Source organism: Krasilnikovia sp. MM14-A1259, from assembly GCF_047159535.1.
Taxonomy (GTDB): Bacteria; Actinomycetota; Actinomycetes; order Mycobacteriales; family Micromonosporaceae; genus Actinoplanes.
Genome location: NZ_BAAGAJ010000001.1, coordinates 1 through 15846 on the forward strand (window position 1 = coordinate 1; position 15846 = coordinate 15846).

The window sequence follows — 15846 nt, forward strand, 5'->3', positions numbered from 1 at the left end:
CGGCCCGCCGGAGCCCATCCGGGCTCGCCGCTGAAGCGGCTCGCGGAATCTCTATTGTGGATTCTCCACAATAGAGACGAGGCGTAGATGCGTTGCTGCGCAACGCTTTCGTGTTCGCTGAGACGCTTCGCGTCTCGCTATGCGGGCGAGGGAAGACGCCGAGGGGAGGCAACCTCACTCCCCCAAGATCCAGATCAGGCGCCGGCAGACCCACCGTCCTATGACGATGCCCTCCACGGTGGGAGGTCAACCGCGGGCTTGCGCCGGCGCGGGCTCCTCGTACCGAACCTATAACCCACTCTACCAGCCAAAACAATCAAAACAAAGCCATCTAGCAACAACATATACACAGGCAAACATCGCCACCTAGGCGCCCCCACACACCCCGCCCACCCTCCCCCACCCCTCACAGACTATGAACGAAAACCACCATAGCAATAGGTTGAATGCAGCCACGTAACTTGGCTAGCGTCAGAATCGCTCCCGCGACGTGGCCCGCCGGATCTTCCCCACATCACAGAGGACGGCACCCCATGCTCGGAACCACCCACGCCCTCACCGCCGCCACTGGCACTCTCACCGCCTGCACCCTCACCACCCTCGCCGGACACCCACCCACCGCAAAAACCCTCATCCTCGGCACCCTCATCACCGCCGGCGCCGCCTACCTTCCCGACATCGACCACCCCAACAGCACCGCCACCCGCCTCCTCGGCCCTCTCACCCGCACACTCCACTGGGCCACCACCGCAGGCTGCACCGCCGTCCACCGGCACACCCGTGCCACTGCCGACCCCCGCACCACTGACGGACATCGCACCCTCACCCACACCATCCCCGCAGCCCTCACCGCCGGCGCCATCACCGCAGCGGCCTGCGCACTCGCCGGCAAACCCGCAGCCCTCACCGTCCTGTTCCTCACCATCGCCCTGGTCGCCCGCAGCATCCTGCCCACCCGCCGCGGCATCACCGCCCTGCTGCTCGCCGCCCTGATCACCGCGGTAGCCGGCGCCACCGTCTCCGACTGCAACTGGACATGGCTCGGGGCAGCCATCACCTGGGGATGGCTCTCACACTGCCTCACCGACGCCCTCACCACCGCGGGAGCACCCCTGCTCTGGCCCCTCCCCATCCACGGACGACGCTGGCACCCCATCGCCCCACCCTGGAAACTCACCACCGGCAGCACCTGCGAACGCTGGATCATCACGCCGACACTGGCACTCACCGCAGCCGCACTCACCTACCACCTGTACTAAACAGACCTAGGCTCGTGTGCGGCGGGCCGCGACGTCGTCGGTCAGCGGTCCAGCGGGGGGCCTCTCTGAGTGGGAGTGGTCGATGATGGCTGCTGCCGGGGCAGCCTTCCGCCCAGGCCAATGGGAGGCATGAGTAACGAAATATCCATTTCGGTAGGATTCATGGCATGTCCCCTACCCGACGTAGCACGTTGGTCGGCCGAGATGAGGAGCTGGCCGCCGTGCTCAGCTACGCCGCCAGTCCCGGCAACGTGGTTATCGCCGGTGCAGCGGGAATGGGCAAGACCGAGCTGGGAAGGGCTGCGGTTAGCAGGCTGAGCCGCGGCGAGGCGACCGTAGTGCCGGTGCTGGCGACGCGATCGTCCGCGGGCTTGCCGTACGGGGCATTCGCACATCTGCTGCCCGCAACCCCGCAGGTCGCCCCAGGGGCACAAAGGTGGGTCGCGGACGCCTTGATGCAACTCGGTCACGGGAACCGTCCCTTGTTCTTCGTCGATGACGCCCACCTGCTGGACCCTGCGTCTGCCGTGCTGGTGTACCAGCTCGTCGCGGCAGGTCGGGCCCGGGCCATCCTGACGATCCGCACTGGTGCACGGGTGCCTGACCCGATCACAGCCCTGTGGAAGGCGGAACTGGCCAGCCGAGTCGACCTCGGTGCGCTGAACCGGCGCGGCACGGGCCTCATGCTGGGCACGTTGCTGGCCGGGACGGTGACCCCGGCGACGGCCCGACAGTTTCATGAACTCAGCGAGGGCAACCCCTTGCTCGTGCGGGAGCTGGCCCACGCGGCCACATCGTCGGGCACATTGACCGGACCACCTTGGCGCCTGACTAAACCGCCACCGTCCACCACCCCGCGCCTGCTCGAGCTGATCGACGATCGAATCGGCGACCTGGACGCGGCTCAGGTCGAGCTACTGGAGCTGGTCGCCCTCGGCGAACCACTCCACCTGGACCACCTGCTTGCACTCAGCACCGAGGAGGTCATTGAAGGGTGCGAGCGCCGCGAGCTTGTACGCATCAACGACACAGAGACCGGGCCTGAAGTGCGCCTCGCCCATCCGATCTTCGGAGACGTAGTCCGGCGCCGCTGCGGCAAGATGCGGACCCGGCGCCTGTATCGGGAGCTCTGCCGGACGATGCTCGTCCGGCGCGGTCCGCGCGACGTACTCAGTTGTGCGGTGTGGCAGTTGGAGGCAGGTCTTGCCGACGACCCGATCTCCTTGCTCGACGCCGCGCGCATCGCCTGGGTGGCCCACGATCACGGACTCGCCGCGCGCCTCTCCCAGGCCGCCATCTCTGCCGGCGCTGGCCCCCAGGCGGCAATTCTGCTCGCGGCCACGCACAACTATCGCCAACAACCGGACTCCGCGTGCCGAGTTCTCGATGCCGTCGAGAGCACCGTTAGCACCGAGCGGGACTTCGCCGAGTACACACTCACACGAGCCTTCGCCCTGGCCCAGCAGCCGGACGGGCTGGCCGACGCTCTGAACACACTTGATCGGGCCGCGTCCCGGGTCACCGACATTGAGTGGCAGCAGAACCTGGCTGTCTTGCGGATGAACCTCCTGACCCGACAGATCTCCGCTGTCGCTCTACTGGAGATGGCGGACGGGATCCTGGCGGCCGGGCCCTCGACGGCGGCGGTCCGGGCGCAGGCGTTGAGTAGCCGCGCCGGCGCGGCGCTCGGTCTGGGCCGATTCGACACCGCGGTGGCATCCGCCCAGACCGCGATTGCGGATCTGCCCGCCTGGCATGACGTCGTCCCAGTGCTGGTCATGCCCGTATTCATGAACTGGATATGGGCCGCGATGTTCGGCGGTCACCTGGACGCCGCGGACGCCGCGCTCGATTCACTGGTCGACGTCTACGCTGGCAGGGTCGATGTTCCCGATCTTGACAGTGCCCAGCGGCTGGCGCGCAGCCAGACCCTGCGGCTGCGAGGACGGCTGTCCGAGGCCCTGGACACCCTTGACCCGCCCATCGAGCAACGGCCCTTCGCCGCTGGACTCCATGCCCAGCATGCCCATCTACTCGCGCTGCGGGGCGACGCGGGCGCCGCAACCCAGGCGTTGACGGCGGCACAGCAGGTCGGGACGATGCGATATGTCGTGATCGAAGCGGCTTGGATCATGCTGGCAACCCCCTGGGTAGTCGCCGCCTCGGCTGGCGCCGCCGCGGGTGTCCATGCAGCCCTGGCCGCTGCAGACAACTGCGCCGAGAAAGGCATACCAGCGCTGGAACTCAACCTCTGCCACGATGTCGTACGGCTCGGCGGAGCCGAACTGGTGGTCGACCGAACCAAATCCCTGGCCGCCGATGCCGAAGGTGCACTGCCGCCGCTATACGCACAGCACGCCGCCGCGATTGTGGCCGGTGACGGTGACGAACTGAAGCGGCTCGCGGCCTGCTACCACCAGCTCGGCTACCTTCCGGACGCAGCCGATACCGCCGCCCAGGCCGCGGTGATCTACCACCGCAACCAGAGAACGAGCCAGGCACTACGTGCGGAACGACTCGCCCAGCAGTGGGCCGATCTGTCCCCGGGCCTTCGGACGTCGGCACTGGCGGCCCTTCGAACTCCCACGCTTACGTTGCGTCAGATCGAGGTCGCCAGGCTCGCATCCGATGGCATGACTAGCAAAGAGATCGCGGACCACCTCAGTGTCAACGTCCGCACCGTCGACAACCACCTTCGCTCGATCTACGAAAAGATGCACGTACCGAATCGGCGTGCGCTCCGCGACCTCTTCCACGACAGCTAGTGATACGGCAGGCATATCGATTTGGCAGACAGCTGTCGTCGCGGGCTCGAAACCGGGTGCTGGCCCAGATGACCGCCGTCAGGTGAGCGCCGACCAATCACACTGCTTGGGCCGCACCTAGGCAGCCCGTCAGAGCCATCGACCTGACCAACGACGGCGAGGCCGACCACGCTGCGCGCGGCCGGCCTCGCTGGTCTACTCCTTCAAGTCCGAAGTGGCTAGCTGCAGCAGCTGATCTCGTGGACCCGGCCGCCCGATCCGACGTAGACAACTCGGGCAGCCTGTCCCTGGCCGACCAAGTCGGTGGTGAACGCCGCCGGTGGGGTGGAGGCACCGGGGGCACCCGTGATCTGGGAGAGGTCGGCGGTCGACCAGCGCGCCGTCCGACCGAAGCTGATCTCCTGGATTCGGCCTGCGGCAGTGCGGTACACGACCCGGGCGGCGGGCACGTCGCCGCTCAGGCGGGTGGCGTAGCCGACGATCACCGCATCCTGGACCGCTGGCGCACCGGTCAACGCCGTGAGGTCCGCGGAGTGCCACCCGCCGGCGGCGTTGACGGCACTCAGTTCCTGGATGTGCCCGGTGGCGGTGCGGTAGACGACACGTGCGGCGGGGCCCTGCCCATTCAGGCTTGTCGTGTAGCCCCACGGCGATCCCGCCGCGGCCGGTGCGCCCGCCATCGCGGTGAGGTCCGCGGAGTGCCATCCGCCCGCGACCGTGACGCTCAGCTCCTGGATCCGATTGGCGGGCGTTCGGTAGACCACCCGGCCGACCGGCCCTTGCCCAGCGAGATTGGTCGTGTACGCCTGCGGCGCGGACACGCCCATCGGTGCGCCGGCTAGCGCGGTGAGGTCGGCGCTGTGCCACCCGCCCGCGACCGTGACGCTCAGTTCCTGGATGCGATTGTTCGCGGTCAGGTACACCACGCGGCCGACCGGGCCCTGCCCGGTGAGGCTGGTGGTGTAGCCGTACGGGGCGGAAGCGGCGGGCGGAGCACCGGTCAGGGTGGTCAGGTCGGTGCTGCGCCAGCGTCCGTCGGAGCCGACGCTGAGTTCCTGGATCCTGCTGGCCTGGGTTCGGTACACCACTCTGGCCACCGGCCCCTGACCGGTCAGATCAGTGGTGTAGGCGGCGAGAATGCCGGCGGCGGGTGCGGGCGCGCCGGTGATCGCGCGCAGGTCGGCGGTTCGCCATCCGGCGGAGGTGGAGACGCTGAGCTCCTGGATGCCGCCCGCCGCGGTGCGGTAGATGACGCGTCCGACGGGGCCCTGGTTCGTCAGGTTGGTGCTGTACCCGAACGGTACGCCCGCGGCCGGAGGCGAGTTAGTGAGGCTGCTCAGGTCGGCGTCGCTCCACACGCCGGCGGCCTGCGCCGACCCGGGCGACAGGAGCAGCGCCGCGGAGGCAATCGTCGCGGCTGCTCCCCGGCGGGTAAGAAGCGCTCTGGTCATGTCCGTTCTCCCTTACATGGCTGGGGTGGGGCAATTCCGTGGGAATCAGCCTGTCGAGAGCACGAAGCCAACACCTGAGTAGGAATTACTCATTTCGGAAAGGCGATCTCAGCTCACGGCCCCAGGAACGACAGGCCAGCCCGGCGATCGTCGGGCTGATCAAGCTCGGAGGTGGCCGAGCTGGGCAACCTCCCGTTCGCGTCGGGGTCAGCTCCGGCGGCGCAAGGTCGGACAAAGTTGATGCTGGGCTCGCCCATCGCAACTCAGCACCACATGCACTGTATTGCATTTTCTGCACTGCGGCGCATATGCTGTACTCATGAGTTTGTTCGATGTGGTGGCTGCGATCCGGTTTCCGATGCCTGACCGCAAGGGCTTCGCCGCGGCGAACTCCCACTTGGACGACGCCGACCTGGACCTGGTCTACAGCGATGTCTGCCAGCAAGCCTTGGATGACCGGCAGTCCTATCTCGCCCATCTGGAGCAGCTGGCCGACGCCGCGCACGAGCACGATGAGGAGTTTGACCCGCTGCTGGCCGAGCTCGAGGACTGTCGCGCGCAGATCGACGAGGCCGAACAGCGGATGCGGCTGCTGTTGGCGTACGGCCGCGAGTTCGTGCGGCCCCAGCCGTACCAGCTCAAGGACCTGGCGCGCGCGGCGGGCGTGTCGATTTCCGGGGTGCGTATCGCGTACGGCGAGGACGAGATCACCGAGGCGGCGCAGGTGACCGGCGACAAGCCGCGCCGCCCGGCACCGGGGGCCGCGCGGTGACCGGCGCTCCCGCCCCGGAGGGGCGGATACAGCTGCGGACCGAGCTGGCCCAGCTGCGTCGGCAGCGGATCGTCGACGAGCGGGAAGGTGCCCGCCTCGACGGGCTGCTGCGCGCCATCGCGGCCGTCCGCAGTGACCAGGATGCGGGTGTCAGCCCGCGCATGCGCGATCAGCGCGCCCATCTGGAGCGGGTGTGGGCCGACGCCGAGGACGTGCTGATGCTGGCGCTGCGGGTCCAGCTGCACATCGCCCAGCGCGGCGGTGACGACAGCGACCCGGCTGTCCATCGGGCACGGCGCGCCTGCGCGCAGGCCGGCCAGGCACTGGAGCAGCTGAGCGAGGCGATGGGAGGGAAGCGGTGAGGGGCAAACACCAACTTGCTCAGCAGCGGCGGCGCGAGCGGGCCGCCGCCGCCGAACTGGAGCAGCTGCGCGCGGAGGTCGCCGCCGAGGCCGCCCGGGCGACCGCCGCGCGCGACGCGGCCGGGCAGACCGAGGCAGCCGTCCGGCGGCTGGCCCGCGAACAGGCAGCTACCCGGCCGCGGTTGCGCCCCCAGGAGCAGGCGACGGCCCGGCTGGTCGCCCGCGTCGGCCCCGCCCACACCGCCCTGCTCGCTGCCCGAAGTGAGCTGGAGGCCGCGATGAAGGCGCTGCTGGCGGTCCCGGCCGCGACCGCGATCGAGCAGGCCACCCAGGCCGGGGTCATCTTCCGGCTGCCCGAGGTGCACCGCGGCTCCTCCACCCGTTACGCGAAGGCGTGGTACCGCAAACACACCGGCAGCGATCTGACCACCGATCGCCCGTTGACCATGGACGGCTGGGTTCCCGACGACGCCGGCGACGAACGGTCCGTACTGGCCCGCTACGTGCTGAGCACCGCCGCCGACCGGAGCCCCGCAGCCGCCCGGACATGGACGATTCCACCCTGGCTGCGCCACCCCGACGATCGGGAAGACGCCGCCGAGCTGCGCACCGCGCTGGGCGCCACCACCACCGACGCCCTGCAGCCACCGGCCCGCAACCAGGCGCAGCCTGGCCTGCGCCGCGATGCCACGATCACCCTGCCCTGGCGGCACTTCCCGCTGATCCCGCATGCCGCTGACGCCGCCGACCTCGGCCACTGGTACCAGCGCAGCATCGCCAGCCAGCACTGGCACCCGGACACGACGCCGGTGCCGTTCTGGCTGCCCATCGAGCACAGCAGCGCCTACCCCCAGGCCCGGGCGCTACCCGCCGGCATCGACCTGCGCCTGCCCTTCCCCCTGGTGTTCGCCGCGTTCGCCGCCCCCTGGCAGCTGCCACCCACTACCGACCCGATGCCGGACACGCTGCGCGCCCTGCTGGGACCGATGCTGTACGCCCGTGGTCACGCCGCCGACACCACCACCCCGACTCTGGAGCAGGTGCTGTTCCGGCTCCAAGGGGTTGGTGTCACCGACCGGGATCTGCTGCCGACCCCGCTGGAGGCCCTGCACCACTTCGGCGGTGCCGTGGAGGGTTTGCTGCTCACGGCCGACGCGGACGGCCGGCCCGGCGACGAGTTCGCCTGGTGCCTGCGCATCGACCACCCGTGGGGCCTGCCGCTGGCCCGCATCACCGTCCCCGCCCGCCGCAGCCGTACCCAATGGCGTCGCGAGGTGGACGCCATCATCGCCGGTGTCGCCCTGTCCAGCTGGCACGAACCGCGCCGCCTGCCGAGCCGGGCACCGATCCCCCGCCAGGCTGGCGATTCCACCCTAGACAGCGGCGTGCACATCCTCGACGTCGACGCCACCTCACCGCGCGCCGCCGGCCGCCGCACCGGTACCGGGCGCAGCCCGCGCGCGCACCTGCGCTGCGGACACTTCCGCCGGTACCCCGGCCGGGCCGACGACCCGCAAGCCCCGTGGTGCTGGGTGCGCCCCACCACCGTCAACGGCACCCCGGGCATCATCAACCAGGTCTACACCCTGTCCCGCACGAGCCGGCGCACCGACCGTGGCCTGGCCACGGGCAGCTCCACCTGACCCGCGAGAACACCAGCGACACCCGCTGACGGCGCTGACATCGCCGGCGATCTCGGGCACGATGACATCGGTCACCATCAAGCTGTGCAAGGGAGGTGGCACGCGTCGTGACACCGCTGCGCCAGGCCCGCCGGGCGATGGGACCGCACGGCTGGTCGCAGCTGCAGCTCATCGGAGTCATGCGCCGCATCGCCGCGCAATACGGCGAACAACTGCCCGGCGACACCAGCCTCAAGACCATGCTGTCGAAATGGGAGAACGGCCGGCGCAGCCCCGATGAGCGCTACGGATGGCTGCTGTGCCAGGCCCTGCGCTCCACCCCCGAGGCCCTGGCCATCCCGGCCGCCACACCGCTGCGGCCCCAGACCCACAGGACTACCGCGGGTCTGGCACTGGCCGGATCCGGCGACGGCTCGATAATCGAGGTGACCGCGATTGTCGACGGAAACGTGGTGACGATGCCGATGGAGCGACGCACGCTGCTGCAGGCCCTGCTCGCGGTCGGTGTCGGCGGGCCCACCGGACTGCCTGCCGTGGCGGAGCGTCAGCGGGTCGACCCGGCCGTGGTGCAGCACTTCGCCCGCCTGCGCGCGGTGCTCGTCGACGCCGACAACACGATGGGGCCGCGTCACCTGCTGGCCACCGTCACCCAGCAGGTGACCGCGATCGACCAGTACCGGCGCGCCGCCGCCGGCCGGCTGCGGACCGTACTGCTGGCCACCCAGTCGAGGTGGGCTGAATTCGCCGGCTGGATCGCGGACGACGTCGGTGACCGGTCCACCGGCACCCGCTGGACCGGCCTGGCCCTGCAGATGGCCACCGAGGCCGACGACGCCGCGATGGTCGGCTACATCCACGCCCGGCACGCGCAGCGCGCCCTCGCCCGCCGCGACCCCGCCCGCATCCTCGCGCACGCCGACGCCGCCCTGCACCAGCACCACATCTCACCGCTGACCCGGGCGTTCGGGCTGTCCCTGCGCGCCCACGCCCAGGCCATCACCGGTGATCTGACCGGCTGCCAGGCCAGCCTCGAACACGCGCACCAGCTGGCGCAATCAGGGCAGGACCCCCACGACCTCGGAGGCTTCTGTGTTCCGGCCTACCTGCGTATGCGCGAGGCCGACTGCTGGCTCGACGCCGGCCAGCCCAGCCGCGCCGGCCAGGTGCTGCAGACCGCGCTGGACACCTGGCCGGCCGCCTTGACCCGCGACCGCGGCATGGCCCTGGCCCGGTTGGCCACCGCGCATCTGGCCGCCGCCGAACCCGAGCAGGCCGCCGCCGCGGCACTCGGCGCCCTCGAGGTGGTCACCGCCACTGGCTCGGCCCGCATCCACGATGACGTGGTGGTCCTGGCCGCCCGGCTCTCGCCCTGGCAGGGCCGGACCGGGGTCGACGCGTTGCTCACCGCCGTGGCCGCATGAGCAGCCGCACCGACGCCGCGCAGACCGGCACCGAGCCGGTCGACGTGTGCATCGTCGGCGTCGCCTGCATGGACCTGCTGGTCCAGGTGCCCGCCCTGCCCGGCGCCGGCGAGACCGTCTTCGGCGAGCTGCAGGCCCGTCCGGGCGGTAAGGGCTTCAACCAGGCGCTCGCCGCCGCCGCTGCGGGCGCCCGCACTGCGCTGGTCGCCCAGGCGGGCGACGACGACTGGGGCCACCAGCTGCGGCAGGCCCTGCACGCACACCACGTGGACACCAGCGGTCTGGTCCAGCTGCCCGGCGCGACCGCGGCTGTCGTGGTGCAGGTCCCGCCGGATGGCGACAGCGCGGTCACCGTGACCCGTACCCCGACCACCCTGCACCGTCCCGCCACCATCGTCGCCGCCGCGGCCCTGCTGGCGCGCGCCACCGTCACCGTCATCCAGCTCGAACTCGACGCAGAGGTCATCGCCGCCACCATCGCCGCGGCGGGCGGCCGCACCATCGGCACCCTCGCCCCACCCACCGCACTGCCCGAGCAGCTGCTGGCCGGCCTCGACATCCTCATGGTCAACGCCGTGGAGGCCGCAACCCTGCTCGGCGACGCTACCGGCGAGGTCCACCGCGATCCCACCGCGGCCGCGCTAGCCCTCGCCCGGAAGGGGCCCGCAGCGGTGATCACCCTCGGCGCGGCGGGTGCCGTCTATGCCACGCCCGACGGCCACACCGGACAGGTCGCCTCCCCACCCACTCGGGTGGTGGACACCACCGGTGCCGGAGACGCCGCCCTCGGCCACCTCGCGGCCGCCCTCGCCCGCGACCTGCCGCTGGCCGACGCCGTGACCGCCGGTGTCGCCGCGGGCAGCCGAGCGGTCAGCCGGCTCGGCGCCACCGACTGACCCGACCGAATCCGCAGGCCTGCCTTCGGGGGCGGCTCCTGCCGCCGTGTCAGTGGTCCCGCGTAGTGTCAGCTGCGCACCTCGACCAGGAGTTCGGATGCCCCAGCGCCCCGAGTACCACGTCAACCTCACCGTCATGCTCCTCGTCGCCCTCGCCGACGGCGAGCCACGCCACGCCTACCGGCTCTGCGACGAGCTGATCGACCTGGCCGGGTGGCGACCCTCCGCATCCTCTGTGAACGACGTGCTCGCCCGCCTGCACCGCGACGGCTTCATCGAACCGGTACCGGCCCGCGGCCGGCAGAAGCCGTACCAGCTGACCGAACAAGGCCGCGAAGAACTCAACTGGGCGGCCGCGTTGCTGCACCGGCTGGCCCGGCTGGGCCGCGGCCGGATCCAGCAATGGCGCGAAGACACCGGCAGCACCGGTGACATCCCCGCCCGCCGGCGGCCCCGCGTCGGCGCCGACGTCACCCGCGACCTGGCCGCGTTGGTCACCGAGAAGGCCGAAGCCGCCGACCTACCCAAGTCGGCCGTCCTCCGCGAAGCCCTCGTGCAGCAGCTCGTCCTGCCCGCGCAGAAGAACGCTCGGCAGCCGGTAGAGCGCGCCACCTGTACCCAATGCGGCCGCTCCCAGCGGCTTACGCGGGACGGCCAGCGGTTCTACCGTCACATCGACCCCCGCACCGGCGAACCGTGCACCGGTGAACCGGTCGCCCTCGACACGGTGCCTGGTAAGACCGCAAAGCGAGAGAGCCGACGGGTAGGTGCTCCCAGCGGCGCGACACGATGAAGGCTCGAGCTCACAGCGGACTCGCCCGCCTTCCCTGCGCTGCTCCGATACGCGTGAAGGCGGCGACGCTACCATTTCGCAGTGAGCGACCCAGAACCCTCGACGATCAGGGTGCCGGCGCTATTTCAGCTCGGCTGGTTCCGATGGCTGCCGTCGGCCGCCATCGACGTCGAAGGCCTTCTGCACGCCTGCCCTGGCGAGCCCCGAGAAGAAGCAGCGCAGGCCCTCGCGTTGCTGCATGCGCGCAGGGGTGGCCTGGAGATCAAGGCAGGCGACGGCCCTCGGGCGCTGGCCGATCTTGAGGAGTTGTCGGCGACTCTGCCGGCCGCCCCGGCGTGGCACGACCCGACCGGTGACATCGACCTCACCACCGTTGACGACCCCGCCGAGGCGCTAGCGGAGCAGGCCGAACACGTCGAACGCGTCGCCCAATATGACGCCATGCTCGTCAAGTCAGGGCTCGAACCGGCCCGGACCGTCGATGACGTGATCGGCTTGATGATCCGGTTTGGGCTTGTCACAGCCACAGGTAACGACCAGCGTTTGACTCTTGCGGCTGACCCGCCGTTGCCGACGGAGATCCTTCCGCTCAGCGACGAGGAAAGGCAACGTGAGGACTCGCTGCGCTGGCACTCTCGATTCGGTCGTCTGTCTCAGCGAGTGCTCAGGCTCTTCCTGACCGAGGATGGCGATCTGACCCAGTCGCGGATCACCACCACAGCGGACCGGCTCGCCGCGACGTTAGATGCAGACCCGGACAGCATTCGGCAGGCGATCCTGGTGCTGATCGACGAGGGAGACTTCACCGTCGAACGGCAAGGCGCTACCGCGGATATCGAACGGCTCGCTGGCCACCAGCGGTTCGACCTGGTGGTCGATCCGGCAAAGTTCGCCGAGCGCGGGTCGTACCGATTGAACGCGACGATCGAACGCGACGAGGCCTGAAGGCGCCGGCCTTCGTCTTGCCACCGGTCGACGGCCCGGCTCGCCGAGCCCGACCGCAGTCGCTACGCCGCGGGCGGGTGCTGCACCACGTGCGCGATGGCGCGGCGCAGGTGCGCCAGCGAGACCGACTGGTCGTCCTCACTCTCGGTCAGGCCCAGCTCGATCCACTGGCGAATCAGCGCGGAGAACGGAATGCCGGCCCGGTCGGCGGCGGCCTTGATCCGCCGGTCCATCTCGGCGGGGATCCGTACTCCCCGCATCACCATCGGCTCGCCCTCGGGCACCGGGGGAAGTTCTGCCGTGCCGTCGTAGTCGATCTGTACGTCGCCGGCGAGGAATCCCTCGGCCGCCCGGGCAGCGTCGGCGTGGGCCTGCAGCTCCGCTGCGGTCTCGTACTCGTTGTCGGTCACTGCTGTGCCTCCCACCGTGTGAACATCTCCAGTTCAGCCGCGGTCATCTCCCGGACCCCGACGATGCGGGTGGTCAGCCCGTCGCGTGGCCGCAGCAGCACCATGAGCGGCCGCCCGGCGCCGGTCCGGGCGAACACCGCTACTACCCGGACGCCGCCGCTGGTGCCCGGCTTCGGTAGCCGGCGGGGCGACGATAGCGCCTGCAGGACCTCGTACGGCTCGATCCCCGCCAGGGCGGCGAGGATGATCGGCTCCCACTCATGCGGCATACCCCAGTGTAAAACACACGTTTTACATCTGCCCAGGGTTGTCGGCGACTGCGACGTCCCGCACCAGCACGGGGAGATATGTGGCCGATCGGTGCGGTCTGAGCGGTAGACGCCTCAGTGCGTCGCCCAGCGACCCCGAGAACCGGTGTTTGTGCAGGTCACAGCACTGTAAGTGCAGCGTATCGTCGGGACCTCTCGAGGGGTTGGGGGTCCTGTGCTGCGCTGGCCGGTGGAGCCGATGCGGGCGGCCGCGATGCCGTCGCCGCCGGTCCCGCCGTACGCCGACACCACCCGTTTGGAACCCAAGTGGGACGGCTGGAGAACGGTCGGCTGGGTACACCGGGACGGCGCTCGGCTCCAGTCGAGGCACGGTCGGGACCTCACCGGCTACTTCCCCGATATCTGTGCCGCCCTTGCCGAGCACCTGCCGCCCGGGGTGATCCTCGATGCGGAATTGGTGTGCTGGGACGTCGTCCGGGGCCGTACCGCGTTCGCGGATCTGCGGCGCCGGATCACCGCGGGCCGGGGCCTCGCGGCCGAGGCCGCGCAGCGCCCGGCGCACCTGGTGATCTTCGATCTGCTCCGCGACGGCCGCGGCCGCGAGCTGCTCGACCAGCCGCTGGCCCAGCGCCGACGCCGGCTGCAACGGCTTCTCGCCACTGCACCGCCGCAGCTCGTGCTCTGCCCTCAGACGACCGATCCTGACCTGGCGCAGGCGTGGATCACCGACTATGCGGTGGCCGGGATCGAGGGCCTGGTCGTCAAGGACACCGCCAAGCCGTACATGCCTGGCGCCGTGGGGTGGAAAAAGGTGCGCCGCAAGACCACCACCGAACTGATCATCGGCGGGGTCACGGGCACCGCCACCAACCCGTCCAGCCTGCTGCTCGGCCGCTACGACACCCGGGGGCGGCTCCGGCTGGTCGCCCAGAGCCACCCGGTCAAGGCTGGGCAGCGCAGTGAGCTGGCCGTGGGCCTGCAACCGATGGTGTTCCAGGGCAACGGCGCCGGGCACCCCTGGCCTCGTCCGCTGCCCGCCGGCTGGTCGATGCACCTGACCGACCGCAAACCCCTGCCGTACGTGCAGGTGGAGCCGCTGCTGGTCGCGGAGGTCGAGGTCGACGGCGTCATTGACGGCCCCGGCCGGCACCGGCACTTGTGCCGTCACGTCCGGCTGCGCCCGGACCTGGCACCGGGTGACGTGGCCCCGATCGCCTCGTAGCACACCCGCGGGTGATGGGCCGCCTTTTCCACAGCAGACGGTTGTCCCCAACATCCCAGCCGAGTCCGGGCCCGTTGCCTCATGCTGGGCGGTGTCGGCGCGGCCACTCCCCGCCGGGCCGGCCGCGGCCACGCGCAGGCGGGGCACGGGCGGGCAGCAGCGCCACCGACAGGGGCAGGGCCGCGCCGACACCGGCGTGGCCCTGCCCGCAGGAAGGGCCGCCCGGTCATCGAGCGGACGGCCAGTGCCGGGTGCCGAGGGACTTCATCGCGGAGGCCAGGCCGCGGCACTCAACTCGAGTCTGAGGTGCCGGCCAGCGTGAACGGCGGTGCAGCCTCATCCAGCGACTGCACGTCTCCCCCAGGTACCGCCACGTAGGCGTGGCCGTCCTGCACATAGAAGTTCAGCCACGGATGCAGGGACAGCTCCTCACGGGCTTGCCCGATCCATCCCTGGGTCAGCGACCGCGGGGCCAGCCACGCCGGCACCAGCCGCATCAGGTCGTACATGGCGTCGTCGAGGACGAACGTGCGCACGAACAACCCGAGGGAGCCCGGCCGATTCAGATAGGGCTGTTGCGCGACCAGCGACCGGACACCCCCACCGGGCAGGTGATCGTCCGGCTTCATGAGCAGACACGGCCAGTCGATGCCCAGCTCGGGATTGTCGGGTAGCTGCTCGGCCAGGCCGAGGTGGAAACGGAGCTCCTGCAGGAACGACTCGGGCGCGTCGGGTCGCAGGCGCAGCGAGAGCGTCCATTCGTAGTGCAAGCTCACCGACTCACCGGCCCTGTCCGGCGCCTCATGTCGCTCACCGCGCGACCCGCGGTGGGGTGAGCATCTGGGTGAGCGCGGCGGCGACCAGCAGCCGGTCGCGCTCGTCCAGCTCAGCGGCCTCGGTCTGCAGCCGGACCGGCAGGCTCCCGGCGACGGTGGCGGCGATGCGCAGCAACGCCAGCGCCGACCGGGGCTGACTGGTCAACGGTCCCGGCCGCCGGTACGCCGCCGGCGCGTCGGACGGGTTGAGCCACTGCCACAGCGGCTCCTCCACCTCGGGCGGCAGAAAGTGCTCCAGCATGAGTACCGCGTCGGCGGGTGAACCAGCCAGCGTCACGCCGCCGCCCCACGCCACCTCCACGACCAGGTCACCGCGGTCGGACCAGCTCGTGGTCAGGTAGCGGCTGTCGCGGAACTCCGGTTCACTCAGCCAGAATCCGTGCGCGATGAGCAACTGCGTTCCGGCGGCCCGGCCCGGATCCTGCGCCGGGTCGGGGATGCCCCGGTGCAGGGCCGCCGTCAGTTCGGCGACCGACAGCGCCTGCAGGATCGGCGTGGACACCGCCGCCAGGTGCGGGCCGGGATGTTCGATGTCCGGGGCGTCGGAGCCGTAGAACCCGCCGGCGCCGCAGGAGCACCGCCACGGGACACGGTCACGGGGGTCGTCCGGAGGGCGCTGCTCGTCGTGGATGAGGTGGGGCTGGAGCGTGGACGTCATCGGCTGCCTTCCGGGTCGGACGCCCACCGACGAAGCTGGTGGGGTGCCGCCGAGGTCGGGGACGTTCGTCACCACAGTAGGACTGCACTCCGACAATCTCGTTCGCGGACAACAGCGGCAGAGGGCGCCCAGCAACGTGGCCGA

Annotated in this window: 15 protein-coding genes; 10 read left to right on the forward strand and 5 right to left on the reverse strand. The window is 70.5% G+C overall.

Annotated features, from left to right (window positions below):
• Positions 1–533 precede the first annotated feature (533 nt).
• Both ACMCNK_RS00005 and ACMCNK_RS00010 read left to right on the forward strand, forming a co-directional pair.
• Positions 534–1259 (forward strand): metal-dependent hydrolase, encoded by a 726-nt coding sequence (locus ACMCNK_RS00005; RefSeq protein ID WP_412734268.1) that lies wholly within the window; start codon positions 534–536, stop codon positions 1257–1259.
• Positions 1260–1426: 167 nt separating this feature from the next.
• Entirely contained in the window at positions 1427–4024 is a 2598-nt protein-coding gene (locus ACMCNK_RS00010) for a LuxR C-terminal-related transcriptional regulator (RefSeq protein WP_412734269.1), read from the forward strand.
• A 218-nt stretch (positions 4025–4242) separates the two neighbouring features.
• On the opposite strand, the gene ACMCNK_RS00015 is transcribed toward ACMCNK_RS00010, so the two are convergent.
• Complete coding sequence (locus ACMCNK_RS00015) at positions 4243–5475, reverse strand: hypothetical protein (protein WP_412734270.1); 1233 nt, start codon at positions 5473–5475, stop codon at positions 4243–4245.
• A gap of 334 nt (positions 5476–5809) precedes the next feature.
• Between ACMCNK_RS00015 and ACMCNK_RS00020 the strand changes: the two genes are divergently transcribed.
• The 7 genes from ACMCNK_RS00020 (at position 5810) to ACMCNK_RS00050 (ending at position 12307) form a co-directional block, all read left to right on the forward strand.
• On the forward strand, positions 5810–6247 hold the full coding sequence (locus ACMCNK_RS00020) for a hypothetical protein (RefSeq protein ID WP_412734352.1): 438 nt from the start codon (positions 5810–5812) through the stop codon (positions 6245–6247).
• A complete protein-coding gene (locus ACMCNK_RS00025) occupies positions 6244–6609 on the forward strand; it encodes a hypothetical protein (RefSeq protein WP_412734271.1) in 366 nt (121 codons plus the stop codon). The genes ACMCNK_RS00020 and ACMCNK_RS00025 overlap by 4 nt, the downstream gene beginning before the upstream one ends.
• Positions 6606–8252, forward strand: a complete 1647-nt coding sequence (locus ACMCNK_RS00030) for a hypothetical protein (protein ID WP_412734272.1) — start codon at positions 6606–6608, stop codon at positions 8250–8252. Before ACMCNK_RS00025 ends, ACMCNK_RS00030 begins: the two co-directional genes overlap by 4 nt.
• A 107-nt stretch (positions 8253–8359) precedes the next feature.
• Positions 8360–9673, forward strand: coding sequence for a hypothetical protein (locus tag ACMCNK_RS00035; protein ID WP_412734273.1), 1314 nt, complete (start codon positions 8360–8362; stop codon positions 9671–9673).
• Positions 9670–10569: a PfkB family carbohydrate kinase gene (locus ACMCNK_RS00040; RefSeq protein ID WP_412734274.1), complete on the forward strand. Its 900-nt coding sequence runs from the start codon at positions 9670–9672 to the stop codon at positions 10567–10569. Before ACMCNK_RS00035 ends, ACMCNK_RS00040 begins: the two co-directional genes overlap by 4 nt.
• Before the next feature lie 97 nt (positions 10570–10666).
• A complete protein-coding gene (locus ACMCNK_RS00045) occupies positions 10667–11362 on the forward strand; it encodes a PadR family transcriptional regulator (RefSeq protein WP_412734275.1) in 696 nt (231 codons plus the stop codon).
• A gap of 81 nt (positions 11363–11443) precedes the next feature.
• Positions 11444–12307 (forward strand): DUF6042 family protein, encoded by an 864-nt coding sequence (locus ACMCNK_RS00050; RefSeq protein WP_412734276.1) that lies wholly within the window; start codon positions 11444–11446, stop codon positions 12305–12307.
• 62 nt (positions 12308–12369) lie between these two features.
• Here the strand turns inward: ACMCNK_RS00050 and ACMCNK_RS00055 are convergent, their stop codons facing one another.
• A complete protein-coding gene (locus ACMCNK_RS00055; RefSeq protein WP_412734277.1) occupies positions 12370–12717 on the reverse strand; it encodes a hypothetical protein in 348 nt (115 codons plus the stop codon).
• Entirely contained in the window at positions 12714–12986 is a 273-nt protein-coding gene (locus ACMCNK_RS00060; RefSeq protein ID WP_412734278.1) for a hypothetical protein, read from the reverse strand. The genes ACMCNK_RS00055 and ACMCNK_RS00060 overlap by 4 nt, the downstream gene beginning before the upstream one ends.
• 214 nt (positions 12987–13200) lie before the next feature.
• Here ACMCNK_RS00060 and ACMCNK_RS00065 point away from each other — a divergent pair, with 214 nt between their 5' ends.
• A complete protein-coding gene (locus tag ACMCNK_RS00065; protein ID WP_412734279.1) occupies positions 13201–14208 on the forward strand; it encodes an ATP-dependent DNA ligase in 1008 nt (335 codons plus the stop codon).
• 290 nt (positions 14209–14498) lie between these two features.
• Here ACMCNK_RS00065 and ACMCNK_RS00070 read toward each other — a convergent pair whose 3' ends face one another.
• Positions 14499–14984, reverse strand: coding sequence for a hypothetical protein (locus ACMCNK_RS00070; RefSeq protein WP_412734280.1), 486 nt, complete (start codon positions 14982–14984; stop codon positions 14499–14501).
• A 34-nt stretch (positions 14985–15018) separates the two neighbouring features.
• Entirely contained in the window at positions 15019–15702 is a 684-nt protein-coding gene (locus ACMCNK_RS00075; RefSeq protein WP_412734281.1) for a hypothetical protein, read from the reverse strand.
• Positions 15703–15846 lie beyond the last annotated feature (144 nt).